Raw genomic sequence first — 18929 nt, forward strand, 5'->3', positions numbered from 1 at the left:
CTTTCACCCAAACTATCATTAATAATGATTTTATTATATAACTAACTGTTGAGTTAACGTCGATGCATCAATTGAACAAAATTCCAACATCATAGGAACATCAATGCCATAAGGAGTAATACCATGCTTTATACCGTTAATAGACAAAGTTCCATAACCATGTCCATGAGACTCATAGGTTATATCATTCTTATCCGCAAAAGATCGAATCGCTTCTTCAGCCGCTTCTAAGCTGCCTTCAAAATGACCTTTATCGATATTTAATTTCTTGTTTTTAACGGTAATCTGAATCACATTATTTTGTACTGGTTTCTTTTCTTCTCCTGAAAAGAGAGTATAACTTTGTCCTTGTCTCCCGATTCGCCCTTGTTGCTGCAATTTTTGATACATGATTTATCCTTTTTTATCTAAATTGTGCGCGATTTTAATTGCTTTTCAAGGCCTAAGCAAGTCAGGACAGTTTGGTCCAAGTAGAAAGATAAACAGCTCCGAGGTATCGTCAGTTTTTTCATTATCTTTTTATTCCTACCTGCTGCTTGTCCGCGGGGCGTAGTAAGTTCAATATTTATTGAATAATGGCTCGATACATCAAGGTTTCTAAAAACTGACGATCCCTCTAGCAAAAAAGCCCTTAGATTCGCTGCAGATCATTCATCAATAGGTGAACCAATAACACACAAAACACAATAACTACCAGCCGATGCAACAAAAGCTCCATAGGTACAGATACTGCTTTGCCGCGGACTTTTTCAATAATTGCATAAACTATAGAACCTCCATCCAATCCTGGAATAGGAAACAAATTAATCACGGCAACAGCCAAACTCAAGGTGGCTATAAAAAATAGAAAAACAACCACTCCTTGCGTAAGCGAGGCCACAGAAGCTGCAAAAATACCTATAGGACCTAATAATACTGAAAAAGGGATCACTCCAGTAAATAATTGTTTCAATATCATCAGAAAAAAATAAACCATATTGACCATAAATTTATTCGTTTTCTGTATTGCATCCATAAAAGATGAAGCACGCAGTGTACTTTTTGCCGCAGATAAATTAGGTTTAACCCCCAGTTGAGTCAATAAAGATCCTTTTACCCCATGAAATTGCTCATGGCTTAAATCAAGCGTTGCTTTTGACTCTTTGCCATCGGTGCGAATAAGCGTCACCGGAATATCCTTCTTTCCCCAAAGAATAACTAACCGCATCCCCACATCACTCCAAGTTGGAGTCGCTGAACCATTAATGGAGATGAATTTATCACCAGGAAGCATTCCCGCTTGGAATGCGGTGCTATTAGGAAGTACCTCCTTGATTTCTGGTAAAGTGTATGTAAGACCTATGCTGTATACCAAAACCAAAGCAACCCAAGCAGCAATTAGATTTGCAACAGCCCCGGCCAATAAAATACAAATGCGTTGCCAAATAGGTTTTTTATCAAAGCATCCGGAATATTGTGCAGGCTTTACAGGACTAATTCGTGTATTTTCTAATTGAACATAGCCCCCTAAAGGAAAAAATGCCCATACCCATTCACAACCGCTTCGACTTTGCCAGCGCAACAGCGGTTTGCCAAAACCTATGGAAATTTTTTTGATTTTTACTGCAAAAATGCGCGCTGCTATTGCATGCCCACTCTCATGGATTCCCACTACCAAAATTAATGTAAGAATTATGGCGATAATTGCCAAAAACATAAGCTACTCCTTCACCGCGGGCGCGTGTTATCAACGATTAATTGCAATGTAGGCGCTCCTTTCCTCCCATTCAACTCATAACCTTGACGATAAACTTCAAAAATACGATAAGCCTGATTCGACTCACTATCAACTAACTCGACATCATCGCCTTGTTCATCAATTAACGTCACTGTTAAATGAATTTCTCGAAACCCAGCGATATGGTACCGTTCTTTAAATAATTCTAATACACGTGCCAAACTTTGTGCTGCTTCTTCGCTGCTATGCTCACCTTGCAGGATTATATCCATAATGCTCTCCCCATAACTTGGGATTTTTGTACAAAACCCTCTAATATTGTTAGCGGCCAAATAAAAATGTACTTTAATTTTACAACTATTTTTTGAAGTCTGGGTAGCCACAAAGTGATAACTTAGGTTCTATTGCGCTTCATATAAGGCTCCAGAATCATTTTCCTTGAATCAGAATAAAGAAATAAGACTGCTCGCACTACAAATTTAATGACTAATCGTTTACAATCCCTCGATTAGCTCAATAATTCATATTCAAATAATTTATATTTTATGGTGTTTGTTGCTTGCGGATTGAATCACAAAACTGCTCCAATAAACGTGCGTGAAAAAGTCGCCTTATCTCCGGCTACCCAGGATTTCTTGCTCCATAGCCTGTTAAATCTGCCGGAAGTGAATGAAGCAGCTATTTTATCTACCTGTAATCGCACAGAAATTTACTGTGATACTCAAGATTCTCAGGTTATCGCACATTGGCTTACTCAAGAACATCAATTGCCATTGGATTCATTGTCCCCTTTTTTTTATATTCATAAAGGCAACCAGGGAATCAAACATCTTTTACGTGTTGCCAGCGGTTTAGATTCCATGATGATTGGTGAACCTCAAATTCTTGGGCAAATGAAACAAGCGTACCAACATGCCTGCAACCTTGGTGCAATAAAAACAGAATTACGTCCAATTTTTGAATATGTTTTTAGTGCTTCAAAGCGGGTGCGTACCCGAAGTGGTATCGGTACAAATCCCGTTTCAATTGCCTATGCAGCAGTCCAATTAATAGGTCAACTTTTTACAGACTACAAATCGTTAAATGTTTTTCTGATTGGTTCTGGTGAAACCGCTTCTTTAGTTGCAAAATACTTGCGCCAACAAGGTGTTGAACGTTTTATGATCGCAAGTAGAACACTAGAAAATGCGCAAAAGCTTGCTGATTCGTTTAATGGGCAAACTATTCCAATTACTGACATTGCCGAATATTTACCCCAGGCAGACGTCATTGTTTCTGCAACAAATTGTCCTATCCATTTTATTAATAAAAGTCTGGTCGAACAGGCATTAAATCAAAGATATCATAAGCCAATGTTCTTTTTGGATTTATCTGTTCCTCGAGATGTAGAAGAAAACATCAAGGAATTGGGAGAAATACAACTTTATAACATCGATGATTTGCAAACCATGATCGATAAAGGTATGGAAGAAAGGCGCCATGCCGCAATACATGCAGAACAATTAATCGATGAGGAACTGAATAAATATATTCGCAAGCATCGATCGCTTAAAGCGAAAAAAGTCATTTGCGATTACCGCAGTCAAATGCAAGACTTGGCACAAAAAGAATTGCAGCGAGCCTTAAAAAAACTTTCTGCAGGACAATGCCATCAGGTCGTTCTAAATGAATTTAGTGAACGCCTGGTTAATAAACTCACACATAACCCCACTGCTGGTTTAAGGCTAATAGCTAAAGATGGCCGGGAAGATTTATTTACCTTGGCACAATATCTTTTTAATACAACAACACATCAATCATCCTATGAAGAAATCTCTTGAACTCAAATTGCAGCAAATGCTTGAACGATATCAGGAAGTGGGTCGCCTGTTATCTGAAGCATCCGTTATTGCAGATCAAAATCAGTTTAAAACGCTTTCCAAAGAATATGCACAACTGGAGCCTGTTGCAACATGTTATGAAACTTACATTGAGGCACAAAACAATTTGTCATCCCTGCAAGAATTACTCGAAAGTGATGATGAAGAGTTGGCATCAATGGCTGCAGAAGAATTGGAAAGCGCTCAAAAACAAGTTGAAGAACTCGATGAGCAATTACAATGGCATTTAATTCCCAAAGATCCAGATGATGAACGTAATATTTATCTCGAAGTCAGAGCAGGAACTGGCGGTGATGAAGCCGCAATTTTTGCCGGAGATCTTTATCGCATGTACTGTCGATATGCAGAAGATCAAGGCTGGCAACAAGAGTTAATTAGTGCAAGCCATGGAGAGCATGGTGGATATAAAGAAATTATCGTGCGTATTAGTGGTAATGCGGTCTATTCGCAGCTTAAATTTGAATCCGGTGCGCATCGTGTACAACGTGTTCCTGAGACTGAATCTCAAGGACGTGTCCATACCTCTGCATGCACCGTAGCGATTATGCCTGAGGTGGATGAAATTGATGAGATTCAAATTAATCCAGACGATTTGCGAATCGATACATACCGCTCTTCAGGTGCCGGAGGGCAGCACGTCAACAAAACGGATTCAGCCATACGCATCACGCATATTCCAACTGGCGTTGTAGTGGAATGCCAGGATGAACGTTCGCAACATAAAAACCGCGCTAAAGCCATGTCTTTACTTAAAACACGCTTGCTGGATGCAGAACAAAGCAAACAGAAAAAAGAACAGGCACAAACACGTAAGTCATTGGTAGGTTCTGGTGATCGGTCTGAACGAATTCGTACTTATAACTATCCACAAGGACGACTAACGGATCATCGGATTAATTTGACGATTTATCAACTTAGTGATGTGATGGAAGGCAACTTGGCCTTGGTAATTGAACCCTTAAAACGTGAATACCATGCGGAGCTACTCGCTGAACTAGGACGAAATGATTAGTATTCGTAAAGCTCTGGGAAAAAATCCAGATCTGGAAACAGAAATTTTACTCTGCCGCACTTTAAACAGAACCAGGGCTTATCTCTTTGCACATCCTGAAGTATTATTAACTTCAAAACAATGGGAAACCTTTCAAAATTTAATGTCGCGAAGAGCCCAAGGGGTTCCTATTGCCTATCTCATCGGTGAACGTGAATTCTGGTCGCTCAATTTAAAAGTCAATGCACATACCTTAATTCCACGCCATGAAACAGAACGAATAGTCGAACTGGCCCTGGAACTTATTCCCAATCAACCGGATAGGTACATACTTGAATTAGGTACAGGAAGTGGGGCCATTGCCTTGGCGCTCGCTAAAGAAAGACCTCATTGGCACATTATTGCTGGTGATATCAGCCAAGAAGCTTTAAATATTGCCGAAGAAAACGCACAAAACCATAGGATAAAGAATATAAGCTTTTACCAATCTAATTGGTTTAGTAACATTCCTCGCCGGAAATACCATGCTCTTGTTGCTAATCCACCTTACATTTCAGAATACGATCCCCATTTACAACAAGGTGATTTGCGTTTTGAACCAAGAAATGCTTTAGTGAGTAGTCAAGAAGGCTTAGCTGATCTACAATGTATTATTAAACAAGGTTATGAGTACCTTCTACCTGACGGTCTGCTCTTGCTAGAACATGGTTATGATCAAAAACTAAAAGTACAGACTATACTTAATAAGTTACAGTATAAAAACGTACAGTGTTGGCAAGACATTCAGGGAAATGACAGAGTAAGTGGGGGTTGGCGATAATTTTATTGATGATACAATAGTTTTTTGGTATACCTAACCGCTCTTCTGTAAACCCACGGTTGTACATAAGTTGGGGACGGAGGCTAAAATGACCGAACAATTAATTGATAAAACCAATGAGAGACGACACAACGTGAAAAACGACGCAATAGGTAGCATGGGAATTACCCCTTACGAGGAAACTCCAGGGGAAGAATATATGAATGAAAAGCAGTTAGCACATATTGAACAAATATTGCTGGCTTGGCGTCAATCATTGATGGAAGAGGTCGACCGAACTGTGACGCACATGAAAGATGAAGCGGCTAATTTTCCTGATCCCTCAGATAGAGCCAGTCAAGAGGAAGAGTTCAGTATTGAATTACGTACTCGTGATCGTGAGCGTAAACTGATTAAGAAAATCGAGGATGCTTTAGAACGTTTGCGAAATGAAGATTTCGGCTATTGTGAAGCCTGTGGTATCGAAATTGGCCTAAAACGTTTGGAAGCAAGACCTACTGCGACTTTGTGTATTGATTGTAAAACTTTGTCCGAAATCAAAGAAAAACAAAATCAAGGTTCCTAGTACAATTTCAGTGATGCATAAAGGCTGTCATCCCTACGCAGGGATGACGCATTGCAGACATCACTGTAGCCTATAGGATATATGTTTCTCTTTGCAAAATTTTTGAGGAACTCTCAGGTCATATGTACGGCAAGTAACGACCGTATAAATATCCTAAATCACCCCTTCAATTTGCTGTAAATGGCGTATGACAGACCCTTTATTTCTTTCAAAAACAGCAGCAGCATTTTGAATCATCTGCTGACGAAATTTCGGAGCAGAATGCAATTTAATAATTCCATCGATTAGTTCGTTTGCCTGGTGTACCAATAAAATACCCTGAGCGGCCTGTAAGTCGTTACAAATGGCTTTAAAATTATGAACCTGGCTTCCACTAAATACAGGAACATTCATTGCAATGGGCTCTAAGACATTATGTCCACCTACTGGAACCAAGCTGCCTCCTACAAAAGCATAATCACTAATCTGATATAACCCTAAAAGTTCCCCCAAACTGTCTAATACCACAATCTCATTTTCAGGGCTTAAAGTATTTAAATTAGAGCGTAACCCGGTCTTAAATCCTGATTGCATACACAATTGATAAACTGCCTGGAATCGTTCAGGATGACGCGGAGCAATTAATAAGATAACACCAGGAATCGCCTGCTGCAGCCGTTTCAAATGAGATAATATCTGTGCTTCTTCATTCTCATGGGTGCTTGCTGCAATAATTGCTACACGATCAGCTCCCCAACGGCTTTTTAAATCACTAAAGCGCTTGCTGTCTATGGTATTAGTCTGCAAATCAAATTTCATATTCCCTAAAACATGTACTATCTCTTTTCTTGCCCCTAACGTGATATAACGTCGAGCGTCTTCTTCTCCCTGTGCTAAAATAGCAGAAAATTGATTCAGAATCGGTTTGATTAAAAACTTAATCTTTTTATACCCATTCAAAGAATCATCAGATATCCTTGCATTAGCGAGCAATAAAGGAACTTTTGCTGCCTTGGCCTGATAAATTAAATTCGGCCATAATTCAGTCTCCATAATAACACCCACACGAGGTCGAATTTGTTTAAAGAAGCGTTTAAGTATGCCAGGAAGATCATAAGGTAGGTATTGATGAGCCACCTTGTTACCAAAGCGTGCTTGCACTCGTTCAGAACCGGTTGGAGTCATGGTAGTGACTAATAAAGACCAATTTTTCTCCAACATAACATCAATGAGTGGGATAGCCGCAATAACCTCACCTAAAGATACAGCGTGAATCCATACGTCAAAAGGTTTATACTCACTTTTACCAAGAAAAAAACGTTCTGATATGCGCTCCCTGTATGCAGGTAAGCTTCTACCTTTCCACCACAAGCGAATAAGCAAAAAAGGAGTCAGCAAATACATTAAAAAAGAGTAAAAAAATCGCATATAAAACCAAACCCAAAAAACGACAGTATATACTTAAAATGTGGTATAAGCGATAAAATCGAATTTAACGACTTAATTTAAGGAATCCTTTGTAATGTCTTTTCGAGAATTCTTTATTGTATCGACTTGGTGGGGAAAGATTATTGGCGCATTTTTTGGCTATTTAATCGGCGGCCCTACAGGGGCAATTTTTGGCCTTTTAGTAGGTAATTTTTTTGATCGTGGTTTATATAGTTATTTTTCTAATCCTCATTGGATATATTATACTGAAAAACGTAAAGCAATCCAAAAAGTCTTTTTTGAAGCCACCTTTTCAATTATGGGACATTTGGCTAAAGCCGATGGCCGAGTTAGCGAACAAGAATTGAATATGGCACGTTTATTCATGGATGAAATGCGCCTAAACAGCGAACAAAAAACACTGGCAAAACATTTTTTTAATGAAGGAAAGCAATCACAGTTTAACATAGATAGCGCACTCGAAAATTTAAAAAAAATCTGCCAAGATAACCGCGACTTGCTAAGGTTATTTATTGATATTCAATATCGGGCAGCCCAAGCTGATGGACTGGATACAAAAAAAATCAAAGTACTGGATAAGATTTTTTCCAAGTTGGGTTTCGCACCACTTCACAAACAATATCGCTTTTATGAAGATTTTGGTGCAGATTACTCATCAGAACCACAAAATGATACCAGGCAACAATCAGAACAATCGCAACAATCCTATTCGTCTTCTCACTCTTATTCATCCTACAGTAGATACAACTATCAACCCACAAAAACAAACCTGGACTATGCTTATGCGCTTTTGGAAGTACCAAAAGATGCTGGCAAACAAGAAGTGAAAAAAGCTTATAGACGTTTGTTAAGCCGTAATCATCCGGATAAATTGATTTCCCAGGGCTTACCTCAAGAAATGATTAAAATGGCAAATGAAAAAACCCAGAAAATTGTAAAAGCATATGAATTAATTTGCTCAAGTAAAGGATGGTAATTCCGGTTCTTTTTCACAATAAGTTATAAACTGTGAATACACATCAATCCTTCTCATTGTTAGTCGAATATTTTCAATTAACCGCTCATCGTTGTATTGCAATTTATCAATGTCAGTTATACAAGAAATAAGAGGATAAATAATCAATTTAATCGATCTCAAGTGGCTGCTCAAAATATCTGTCCCAATCAGACTCGTTATTTTTTGCTAGTTGCCTCTTGAAATACAACGCAATCGGGGCCAAATAAGAGTACATCAGCGGCGAAGATTTAGGTTGAAGCTTAGGAAGCTTTACCATCCAACCGTGGATAAATGAAAAAAGAAGTTGCCTACTGTATCCATAATCATGATGGGCTCCGGGTATTTCTATAGCTAAATAATTGTTTTTATTTTTTCCAAATTCCTTTTTTCTTGCTGCCATTTCTTGTTTAATCAAATCAAAATCAAACTGACCAACAATATCAAAAACAGGCATATTTAATTCAAGCTTTTTATCTGCAGTTGGAGGAGTATTGTAAGCAGATAAAAGAATCAGACCCTCAATTGCGGGCACAGGTGGTTTTCCCAAATAATCGAATGTTTGTTTTAATTGCTCTCCATAATGCACCGTCACCACGCGTATATTTTTTTGCCTACGTAAAACAGCTATCACCTCAGGAAATTGTTTGATCCAAGGTACTGTAATACTACTGTCATTATTGAGTAATACAACCTGCCATCCCTTTTGAGCTAATTCATTTGCCAGATTATCCAACAAGATAGAGGATTCTGCTTGTGCGCCGCCATTGACTAAGAGAACAGCCCCATATTTTTCTTTTTTCGCAGGCCAATAAGGTAAATCAATGTTTTTTCCATCAACGTTGATCGCCAGCTTGTCTGCAAATACAGTTGAGCATATTAAAAAAAAGATTAGGGTTGTCCTTGTAATATATTTCATATCATCCTAATAAATGATTGGGAGCAATTCAAATAGCAAAGAATAACGGAATTCTGAAAATTCCGAATTTTACCGAGGGTTCCTCAAAAATTACAACGAATCTATCGAGGCCTGCTTACTGCGCATAAAACACGATAAGTAAGTTTTAATCCGTCAGCTCTACACCTGCTTGATCCAACATTTCTCTGGCTCTTTCCCCTAAGATTTGATGTGCCAATGCTGTTGGATGTACTAAATCAAAAAACAAATATCCGGTACATCCATCCGTATTTATTTTAGGTTTAACAGATATCACCATTTTTAAGACCGATGTTTTTGTTATATCATCAACTACAGAATTAACGCAGGTACCTGTTATATTGGTAAAACCATAATCTTGAGGATGCGTCATGACTTCGTCAAAAGCTTGATGCAGATCATAATAGAGCCATTCCACATCCGGATGTTCTTGCCGAAAATCATCAATCGAGCGACTTAATAAATTATTATGTTCCTTAGAGAAATAGGTCATCGTCTCAACTGAATCAAATTCAATTGCGGCGGGAGTTCGTCCTAAATCGGGTAAATTGACCACCAAAATATGTTTTGCACCCTTCTCTACCAAACGCTGAATGCTATGTACAATCCCTGCATGCACATCATGAATTGTTTGTTCAATTTCTGAAGGAAATGCTAGATAGTTATTTGCACCTATCCATATAACAAAAAGACTATCTTCACTCGCTTTGTCATTATGTTCTAATAAATAATTATTCACCTCTCTTCTCAAAGTAAACAATACATCGTCAGCTCCTTCTTCCTCAGTTACGCCAGCACCGCCATAAGCATAATCTAATAAATGCACAGCAGGATTTTCAGGAAAGTAAGAAGCAATTACATGTTCTATCCATACAGGTCCATTTGAAAAGCGACCTTCAAAATAAGGAGGAGATGGAGGTAATTGATATTTCATAAATTTATATAAATTACCGTTATCAGACAAACTATCACCAAATACAACTATATTATGAAGAGGTGTAGCCCAAACAATCCCAGAAAATAAAAATGCCCCTATAGTTGCTAACAGTTTCATGAATACCCTTAAGTTCTAATCCTAAAAAAGCAGTGACATCTTATCATGAATGGCTACTGCACTGAATTTTGAAGAGTGTATCTGGTTATTTTAAAAACAAAGTCAATCCGCATTATAGTATGAAAGATCATTCATAAGCAATTTTTTTACATAAACCTATTTTTTGTTGTTTTTATATATTTATCAATGAGTTAAATAAAATCAAACTCCATAAAAATAACCCTGTAAGTCAAATTTATGCTTATTTCATAGACAAAAAAACAGCCTTTGAAGTTTTTAGATTGTGCTCTAATTAATTCACCTTACACAGTAAGTACAGCCTGGCTTACTTGTTCTTTAGAGGGTTATTAGAGGAAAATCTAAAAGATCCTATGAGTGCAATTAATCCTATTTATACCGAAGATAAAATTAAAGAATCGGATAAATGATTTATTGGAAAAGTGCCTAAAACCCCGAAGCTGCAATCTCAAAAAAAATTTCTTCCCTATTTTTTTAATATTCCCCCGAGACCGAACAATCAAGTAGGAGTGGTTTGGATAAGTTTAAATAAATCAGGTATAGGTATTCATGGTACTGATAACCCGGAAAAATCGGACGTTCGGCAAGTTATGAGTTATTCGTTTGACGAATTGTAATGCGTTAAAATTAAGCAAATTAATAAGTCCTGGTGTTGAAGTCAAAATCGATGTGAATGAATAAGCAAGCGTAGGTAGACTTAAGAACCACCATGTGATGTTTTTGGCTCATGAGAATCGAGGTCCTCCATAATTTTATTTATCTGCGGATCTTTATATAAATTAGCACGAATATTGGCAAAGGTGGTTGACGTAGGACTATTAAATACAGCCCTTAATGAATGAACCTGTGTGTTTTCATCTGGAGCAGGATCCATTTTAGAAATTTTCTTAATTTCAATGATGCTTTTTACAATATTTGATTCGTTATTATAATCTATTTGTCTAAAAATATTTCTTAACTCATTAATATATTGAGGAGAAGTATTATCTTCACTCCAAAATAGTGGATCAGATAATAAGTTGTGAATGGCTTTTATATTTGCACGCCTATCCAGAGGGTCAATTTTCATAACATTAAGATGCATTCTTGATAAAGAGGCATTGTCCTCATTAGAAGAGCGTTGCTTTAAGTTTTTTATGTATTTTAGACCATCCAGAAAAGCCATATGAGTTGCATCATATAACTTCAATGATTTGTTTAATTTAGTGCAAAGCTCTAAAGAAGAGAGCTCCAGCTGCTCCCCTTTATTGGGATCAAAAAATGAATAGGTATTATTATGATTCTTTTTGATTAACATGGAGTGCCCCTCCATTTTTCCAAATGATTTACTAAAAGCCATGAATTTTATATAAGTACCGGCCTCAAGCTCGTCTAATTTTTTGGTGAATAAATGAGGATTTAGCTGTCCATCTTTACTTACATCCGCTGAAGAAAAGAGGGAGTAGGGATATATGTTTAACAAATAGGCTTTTAGTTTTTCAAAGTGACTGCTGGTATCTAAAATGTGGCTTCCTAATACCCAGTCAGTGTTTAATTGATATACTCCTGCCAATAAATGAATGTCATTTAAATTGGGGGGTAAGATTCTGTTAAAATCATTGTCATCTACGGATTCACTCTGAGGATACAAGCCCATTAGATCTTCTTTGATAATATAATTACAAATTAACTCACAAAGACCTGAAAATCTTAGTCGAGCTCTATTAAGTGCGCGATAATTACTATCATCTAGAAGTTTTTCAATAAAATCATCTTGATTATAATATTTTTTTACAGACGCAGCTGGGAGGGTAGGAGTGCTCTCTGTCTCTTTTACATCATAAGTGGAAACAATTTTTTGGGCTAAAAAATCCAAACCATTTTTAAAGAAATCCATACTTTCTTCACTGATTGACTCATGCTCTTCCCTATTTTGCTCAAAAAAGTCACCTAATTTATTGAATAGTTCAATTTCTTTTTCTTGAAGGGAGGTGGAACTTTTGTAATCGAGTACCGCGGATAATAGTTGTGGCTTCAGTTCATTCAAAAGAGGAAGCGCCTTAATATAAATATCTATAAAATATAATAAACTTTGCTCTGGGTTTGTATTTTTTGTTAACTCTTCTTTTAATTTGGATTTAAGCAATTCTAGTGAGGAGTTATAAATCATTTCAAGTTGGGCAGGCTCCCATACGCCTTCATCTTTTTTATGAAATTCACGCTTCATTTCTTTAAGAACTCCAAGCATTCCATGGAGATCATTTTTGGCTTGTGCTTCATTTAATAAAATAAGATAGGAACTTTTTATTCGTTGATTTCTTTTTAATAATTTCTCTAATTCTATCAAGCTGTTATCTGAAATTGCTCCTCGGTCAAAATCAATTGAAGTAATGCTGATATTATTTTGCAAATTGTCACATAAATCCTGGACTGAATTAAAATCGTTTTCGAGCAAATCAAGATGAACCAGTGTATTATTTTGTTGAAGTGCTTCACTCAAATGTCTTAATCCCTCATTACTTATATGATTTCTTCTTAATACTAAAGTAGTTAGTGAGTTGTTGCTTTGAATTCCAGTCGCTAAACTCCTAAGTCCTTCGTCACCAATGTTATTAGCTGTTAGATTTAAAAATTTAATAGAAGAACTGTTCTTAATTATTTCAGTAGCTAGCGGATATTTTTCAGTATCTAGTCCATTTGAGGATAAATCCAAATAGGTTAAGGATGGATGAACACTTAATACTTCAGCTAAGTTCTTTAATCTCCCATTAGTAGATGTATCTAATGCACAGGAGGATAGATTTAAATTGACTAAATTTTTATTCTTTTTTAAGCCATCGGTTAAGTAATCTAAATCGTAATTGGCAAAAGAGTTCATGCTCAGATTTAATTTTTTTAAAGATTCACTCTCATTCAAGAACTGCGATAAACTTGAATCAAGTTGTAAATAACCATTGCTTAAGTCAAGTTCTTGAAGGGATTCGTGGGTACTTAATATTTGGAATAAATGGTCTGTAGCTTTTCTAAGATCATATCCGGCAAGTTTTAATATTTTGAGACCTTTATTTTCCTTTAGGGCTAGTGCAATTTTATGTATTCCCGGAAGATCAATATGAGTATAACTTAAATCAATTTCCTTTAATGTCGAGTTAGATTTTAACATTTCCGCAATAAAAGCGGCTTCTGTATTTCCAATGGGATTAAGTCTTAAGATTAAAGTTTTTAAATGTGTATTTTTAGACAAAGCAATCGCTAATAGTCTTATAAAATCGGTAGTTTCCTGATTTTCAGGTAATTTTTTACACCATAGATATTCTATCTTGGAATTATCGGCTAACGTTTGTATCGTCCATTCCCACATGCGAAAATCATTTTTAAGGGAGGATAAATCAAGTACAGACCTCGTCTTTTGTAAACTTTGTACTATGGGAGCATCATGAAAATAGTAAGAATAATAATGCCGTATGAGTGAATCAAAAAGCAACATTTGCGCAGCAAGCATGGGAGATTCTCAAAATAATAAATTTAACATAAAGTATAGAAGAATCTGATGATTTTTATTTTGTGCAATCGATTAGTTAGCAAGCCTATTTGTTTGCAATGGGCACTCTCGCTTCCTGGACACTAAAGTTATAAGTGCGTAGTTACATTCTTGTTGGTAAAGTTATGATTGGCAAAAAATAAAGATATTAGGATTAAATTGATAGATACTACAGCTTTAAATCAAACATTCTCAGTTATTCATACCTTCGAAGACTATGAAAAGCTGAAGCAGTATATTGAAGAAGCTCCTACTAGAGCAGTAGAATTGTAAACGAATACCAGTATCTTTTGCCATGGAGGCTCAAATAAATGACTTTTGAACAAAATTTTATCCTCAAATGTCTTGATTATATAGAGCAAATACTCTTCGATGACCAAGAATTAGAAGAAGCGATTCGTCATTTCACCGAAAACAAAGCGGATAATCCGCGCTATCAACTCAATTCCAAGATTACCGACTCATCACAATGGAGCGCACAAGATAAACTGTACTTGGGCGCCTCCATTTTCGAAGCAATTGCCCGTACCAACTTATCTTTTTACTCTGAAAATGAGGAACGAGCGCATGAAATAAATGATGCCAATACAGTATTTCAGGAACAGTATTTATCTGTTTTGACTGAAAAAACTAACCCTAATAACCGGATTGACTCAGTAAGGGAAAAGATTGTACAAATGAAAACAGCGCTGAAAGATAAAATAGAACGAGCTGAAAATCCTTACGCTTTTTTTACCCCTGTCACAGCAAGTTTGGTCATACTGGCTGCCGCTACGACAACAGCTACTTTATTAGCTTACAAGGCATAACTGTAACCCGAGGAGGATAAGCGCCTTGTTTAAGCATCCAAAACAAGAGAGCTGTAGCCTGAGTACAGCGCAGCAAAACCTAGAGATGAGTGACCTACTCCTCGTCTTCACTCAAGCTGTGATTAGGCGCTACCAATTAAGGTGATTTTTAACTGACGTCCACAGACCCAAGCTTTGGTTAAATCGCTCATCATCTCTTTAGGCATGTCTTTAGGCAAGCGTACCGTTGAATGGTCTTCATGAATTTTAAGACCAGTAATGTATTTACTTTGTAAACCAGCCTCATTCGCAATGGCACCGACAATATTACCTGGTTTCACACCGTGAATTTTACCTACGTCGATTCGGAATAAATCTTGTCCAGAAAATTCATCGTTAAGCTTTTTACGTCCTTCCCGGAAACCTTTCTTGTCTGCAGTAAAACCTTTCCGCTCATCGCGAGAACGCTCAAACTTGCCGCCGCGATCGACACGGCCCTCTTTAACTGGACGTGGTGATTTAGGTAAAGCCAGCTCTTTTTGCCAAGGCAAGTCCTTGTTTAACAATAAGGCAAGCGTTGCAGCAACATCCACAGCAGAAACGTCATTTTCTTTAATGTATTCTTCAATAATACGTCTGTAAGAAGGTAGGTTTTCATGTTCTAAACGTGTAGTGATGTTTGCCACAAAACGTTGTTGTCGTGCGATTTGAATCATATGGTCATTAGGTACAGTTACTTTGGTGATACGCTGGCGAGTATGTCGCTCAATGTTGCTAATCAAACGTGCTTCTTTAGGAGTTACAAATAAAACAGCTACTCCAGAACGCCCCGCTCTGCCTGTTCTTCCGATGCGATGCACATAAGTTTCATTATCATGCGGTAAATCATAGTTAATCACATGAGTTACCCGCTCCACATCCAGACCACGCGCAGCAACGTCTGTAGCGACGAGAATATCAATTGCTCCTTGTTTGAATTGCGCGATAATACGTTCACGTAATGCCTGGGTGATATCGCCGTGTATGGCCATAGCGCGTAGACCTTGTTGTTGCAATACTTCTGCAACTTCTTCCGTGCTGCTTTTAGTGCGCACAAATACGATAACTCCCTGATATTCTTCTACTGCCAATAAACGCAATAATGCATCAGGTTTTTGATGTCCCGAAGCAAATAAAAAGCGTTGCTCAATACTTTTTACTGTAGCTGTTTCTGAGCGTATTTCGATAGAAACAGGATCATGCAAATAAGTATTGGCAATTTGGCGTATACGATGAGGCATAGTTGCTGAAAAGAGACCTATTTGTTTCTTCTCCGGCAGTTTTGCCATGATGGTTTCAATATCTTCGATAAATCCCATACGTAACATTTCATCTGCTTCATCCAGAATAAATGTGCGCAAATTATTTAATTGCAAGGTACGTCTATCGATATGATCTAAAATACGGCCTGGAGTTCCAACCACTACCTGAGCACCTGCTCTTAATTGTTTTAATTGACGACCGTAATCTTGCCCGCCGCATAGAACAGCAACAGTGACTCCACGTTGATTGGCACTTAATAATTCAAACTGTTCTGCAACCTGAATCGCTAATTCACGAGTAGGGGCTAAAATTAAAGCTTGAGTATCTTGTACATTAGGGGCTAAATTTTGCAATATAGGTAAAGCAAAAGCAGCAGTTTTTCCTGTTCCTGTTTGTGCTAGAGCAATCGCATCCCGACCTTTCAGAAGTAAAGGAATCGTTTGCGCTTGAATTGGAGAAGGAGTGGTAAACTTCATATCCTCTAGTGCTTTGTTTAAAGCATCTGAAAAATTAAAGGATGCAAAGCTTGTGATTTCTTGAGACATAAAAATCCTGATCGATTAAAAAATAACCTAAAAAGGCCGAGTGATATAAAATTGAGCATTATAATAACAAAATAAACAAAATAATGCACTATATTTATGAAATGATTAGGAAAGAACTTCTTATTAAGCAAATATAACCCAGGTGTCAACACAGCGAAACCCGGGGATTGAAGTGAATGATTATAACATGGTTTTTCTTAAATTACGGGTTCACTATCACCTCGACTATTTTAAATTAGAGCCGCCAAGCGACATGACTGATCAATTGCGTGACGCGCATCAAGCTCTAATGCTTTATAAGCACCACCCACTAAATGCACAATTTTTCCCGCTTCTTTCAAAGGAGTGAACAATTCAGCAAACTCGATTTGTCCTGCACAAATCACTACTGTATCTACGGGTAGCACCTGTGCTTTTTCATTGATTTGTACATGTAATCCTTCATCATCAATCGCATCATAATTTACCCCAGAAATCATCTTAACCTGTTTATGCTTCAAACTTGAACGATGAATCCATCCTGTTGTTTTGCCCAGACGCTTGCCCATTTTTTCTTTTTTACGTTGTAATAAATAGACCTCGCGAAGGCTAGGGGTAATTTCAGGAGGTTTAATTCCTCCACGATATGTTCCATAGATATCAATCCCCCACTCGTTATAAAACTGCTCCGTGGGAACTGGATGCTCATGAGTTAAAAATTCGGCTACATCAAAACCTATTCCACCTGCACCAATAATAGCTACTCGTTGACCGACTTCTTTTTTTCCAGTAATCACATCAATGTAACTCGTCACTTTAGGATGATAGATGCCGTTGATGTCAGGAATACGCGGTTTAATTCCACTGGCTAAAACAATTTCATCGAAATTCTGCAGTTGCTCCAGCGTTGCTTCGGTATTTAAAAGAATGGTTACCTTAAATTTCTCCAATTGATAATTAAAATAATCCAGAGTATGTTGAAAAATTTCCTTACCTGGAATTCTTTTTGCCAGATTAAATTGCCCGCCGATTTGAGCACTTTTTTCGAATAAAGTCACTTTATGCCCGCGCTCTGCCGCAACCGTAGCAAAAGCAAGCCCAGCAGGCCCTGAACCCACTACAGCAATGGATTTAGGTTTAGGTGTCACCTCATAAATCAATTCAGTTTCGTTGCATGCACGCGGATTTACCAAACAGGAAGCTGTTTTGTTCACGAAGACCCGATCAAGACACGCCTGATTGCAGGCAATACATACATTAATCGCTTTACTTTCCCCTTTTTTAGCTTTTTCAGCAAATAAAGGATCGGCTAAAAAGGGCCTCGCCATAGAAACCATATCAGCAACCCCTAACTCAATTAATTGATTGGCCAATTCAGGTGTATTAATGCGATTTGAGGTAATTACCGGAATTTTGACTTCGGGTTTTACATGTTGGGTTAGGTGAGTAAATGCTGCAGCAGGAACCATGGTGGCAATCGTTGGAATTCGCGCTTCATGCCAGCCGATGCCTGTATTAATCAACGTAGCACCTGCTTCTTCAATTGCCTTAGCCAGAATCACCACTTCTTCCCAATTGCTGCCCTCTGCAATCAAATCAAGCATGGACAAACGGAAAATGATAATAAATTTTTCGCCTACTGCTTCACGGACACTTCGAACTACCTCAATAGGAAAGCGAATGCGATTCGTATAACTACCGCCCCATTCATCCTGGCGCTGATTGGTATGCGTGACGATAAATTGGTTAATTAAATACCCTTCACTGCCCATAATTTCGATTCCATCATAGCCGGCTAATTGGGCAAGACGAGCGCATCGAGCAAAATGTTTAATGGTTTTTTTAATGCGATATTGACTCATGACCCAGGGTTTAAAAGGACTAATAGGAGATTTGATACCGCTGGGCGCGACAATAAACGGATGATAACCATAACGACCTGCGTGCAAAGCTTGCAGAATAATTTTACTACCTGCTTCATGTACTGTATGAGTGATTAATTCATGCTTGTGCTGCTCTTTACTGTTTGTCAATTTGGCCGCAAAAGGGGCTAAACGTCCGGCTCGATCCGGTGCAAAACCACCTGTTGTGATCAATCCTACTCCCCCAAGTGCTCTTTCTCGATAAAATTGTGCCAAACGATTTAAGCTGCCCTTATCCTCTTCAAGACCCGTATGCATAGACCCCATTAACAACCGATTTTTTAATTGAGTGAAGCCTAAATCTAACGGCTGAAATAAGGCTTTAAACGGGGTATTATCAATTCTCAATTCCATGAGCTCTCTCACAAATAACATCAAAATCAAAAGTATAAACCCTGTTTCCATCTTTTCACAGAGAATAAGTTAGAAACTTGTGGGGGGAACACGAAACATTACACTAAACCCAGAT

Annotated in this window: 15 protein-coding genes; 6 read left to right on the forward strand and 9 right to left on the reverse strand. The window is 37.7% G+C overall.

The features are described from left to right. Positions 1-33: 33 nt before the first annotated feature. From Ltuc_RS09030 to Ltuc_RS09040, 3 genes are all read right to left on the reverse strand, one after another. Positions 34-390 (reverse strand): hypothetical protein, encoded by a 357-nt coding sequence (locus Ltuc_RS09030; RefSeq protein WP_058520940.1) that lies wholly within the window; start codon positions 388-390, stop codon positions 34-36. A 241-nt stretch (positions 391-631) separates the two neighbouring features. After that, positions 632-1696 (reverse strand): M50 family metallopeptidase, encoded by a 1065-nt coding sequence (locus Ltuc_RS09035; RefSeq protein WP_058520941.1) that lies wholly within the window; start codon positions 1694-1696, stop codon positions 632-634. An 11-nt stretch (positions 1697-1707) separates the two neighbouring features. Next, positions 1708-1989, reverse strand: coding sequence for a hypothetical protein (locus Ltuc_RS09040; protein ID WP_058520942.1), 282 nt, complete (start codon positions 1987-1989; stop codon positions 1708-1710). 273 nt (positions 1990-2262) lie between these two features. Here Ltuc_RS09040 and hemA point away from each other — a divergent pair, with 273 nt between their 5' ends. The 4 genes from hemA to dksA all read left to right on the forward strand — a co-directional run bounded on the left by hemA (position 2263) and on the right by dksA (position 5973). Then, positions 2263-3537 carry a glutamyl-tRNA reductase gene (gene hemA, locus Ltuc_RS09045; RefSeq protein ID WP_058520943.1) on the forward strand — a complete coding sequence of 425 codons (1275 nt, stop codon included), beginning with the start codon at positions 2263-2265 and terminating at the stop codon, positions 3535-3537. Then, on the forward strand, positions 3521-4609 hold the full coding sequence (gene prfA / locus Ltuc_RS09050) for a peptide chain release factor 1 (protein ID WP_058520944.1): 1089 nt from the start codon (positions 3521-3523) through the stop codon (positions 4607-4609). Before hemA ends, prfA begins: the two co-directional genes overlap by 17 nt. Continuing rightward, positions 4602-5408: a peptide chain release factor N(5)-glutamine methyltransferase gene (gene prmC / locus Ltuc_RS09055; RefSeq protein ID WP_058520945.1), complete on the forward strand. Its 807-nt coding sequence runs from the start codon at positions 4602-4604 to the stop codon at positions 5406-5408. Before prfA ends, prmC begins: the two co-directional genes overlap by 8 nt. An 88-nt stretch (positions 5409-5496) precedes the next feature. Beyond that, positions 5497-5973, forward strand: a complete 477-nt coding sequence (gene dksA / locus Ltuc_RS09060) for an RNA polymerase-binding protein DksA (protein ID WP_058520946.1) — start codon at positions 5497-5499, stop codon at positions 5971-5973. Positions 5974-6126: 153 nt separating this feature from the next. Here the strand turns inward: dksA and waaA are convergent, their stop codons facing one another. After that, complete coding sequence (gene waaA, locus Ltuc_RS09065; RefSeq protein WP_058520947.1) at positions 6127-7380, reverse strand: lipid IV(A) 3-deoxy-D-manno-octulosonic acid transferase; 1254 nt, start codon at positions 7378-7380, stop codon at positions 6127-6129. Between the two features lie 94 nt (positions 7381-7474). Between waaA and djlA the strand changes: the two genes are divergently transcribed. Further along, complete coding sequence (gene djlA / locus Ltuc_RS09070; protein WP_058520948.1) at positions 7475-8377, forward strand: co-chaperone DjlA; 903 nt, start codon at positions 7475-7477, stop codon at positions 8375-8377. A gap of 148 nt (positions 8378-8525) precedes the next feature. On the opposite strand, the gene Ltuc_RS09075 is transcribed toward djlA, so the two are convergent. The 3 genes from Ltuc_RS09075 to Ltuc_RS09085 all read right to left on the reverse strand — a co-directional run bounded on the left by Ltuc_RS09075 (position 8526) and on the right by Ltuc_RS09085 (position 13885). Beyond that, a complete protein-coding gene (locus tag Ltuc_RS09075; RefSeq protein WP_058520949.1) occupies positions 8526-9314 on the reverse strand; it encodes an alpha/beta hydrolase in 789 nt (262 codons plus the stop codon). 145 nt (positions 9315-9459) lie between these two features. Continuing rightward, positions 9460-10386, reverse strand: coding sequence for a GDSL family lysophospholipase PlaA (plaA, locus tag Ltuc_RS09080; protein WP_058520950.1), 927 nt, complete (start codon positions 10384-10386; stop codon positions 9460-9462). 715 nt (positions 10387-11101) lie between these two features. Continuing rightward, entirely contained in the window at positions 11102-13885 is a 2784-nt protein-coding gene (locus tag Ltuc_RS09085; RefSeq protein ID WP_058520951.1) for a leucine-rich repeat domain-containing protein, read from the reverse strand. 350 nt (positions 13886-14235) lie between these two features. Here Ltuc_RS09085 and Ltuc_RS09090 point away from each other — a divergent pair, with 350 nt between their 5' ends. Next, complete coding sequence (locus Ltuc_RS09090; protein WP_058520952.1) at positions 14236-14733, forward strand: hypothetical protein; 498 nt, start codon at positions 14236-14238, stop codon at positions 14731-14733. Between the two features lie 122 nt (positions 14734-14855). On the opposite strand, the gene Ltuc_RS09095 is transcribed toward Ltuc_RS09090, so the two are convergent. Continuing rightward, positions 14856-16559: a DEAD/DEAH box helicase gene (locus tag Ltuc_RS09095; protein WP_058520953.1), complete on the reverse strand. Its 1704-nt coding sequence runs from the start codon at positions 16557-16559 to the stop codon at positions 14856-14858. A 230-nt stretch (positions 16560-16789) separates the two neighbouring features. Further along, positions 16790-18814, reverse strand: a complete 2025-nt coding sequence (locus tag Ltuc_RS09100; RefSeq protein ID WP_058521654.1) for an NADPH-dependent 2,4-dienoyl-CoA reductase — start codon at positions 18812-18814, stop codon at positions 16790-16792. Positions 18815-18929: the final 115 nt, after the last annotated feature.

The sequence above is a fragment of the Legionella tucsonensis genome (genome assembly GCF_001468035.1).
Taxonomy (GTDB): Bacteria; Pseudomonadota; Gammaproteobacteria; order Legionellales; family Legionellaceae; genus Legionella; species Legionella tucsonensis.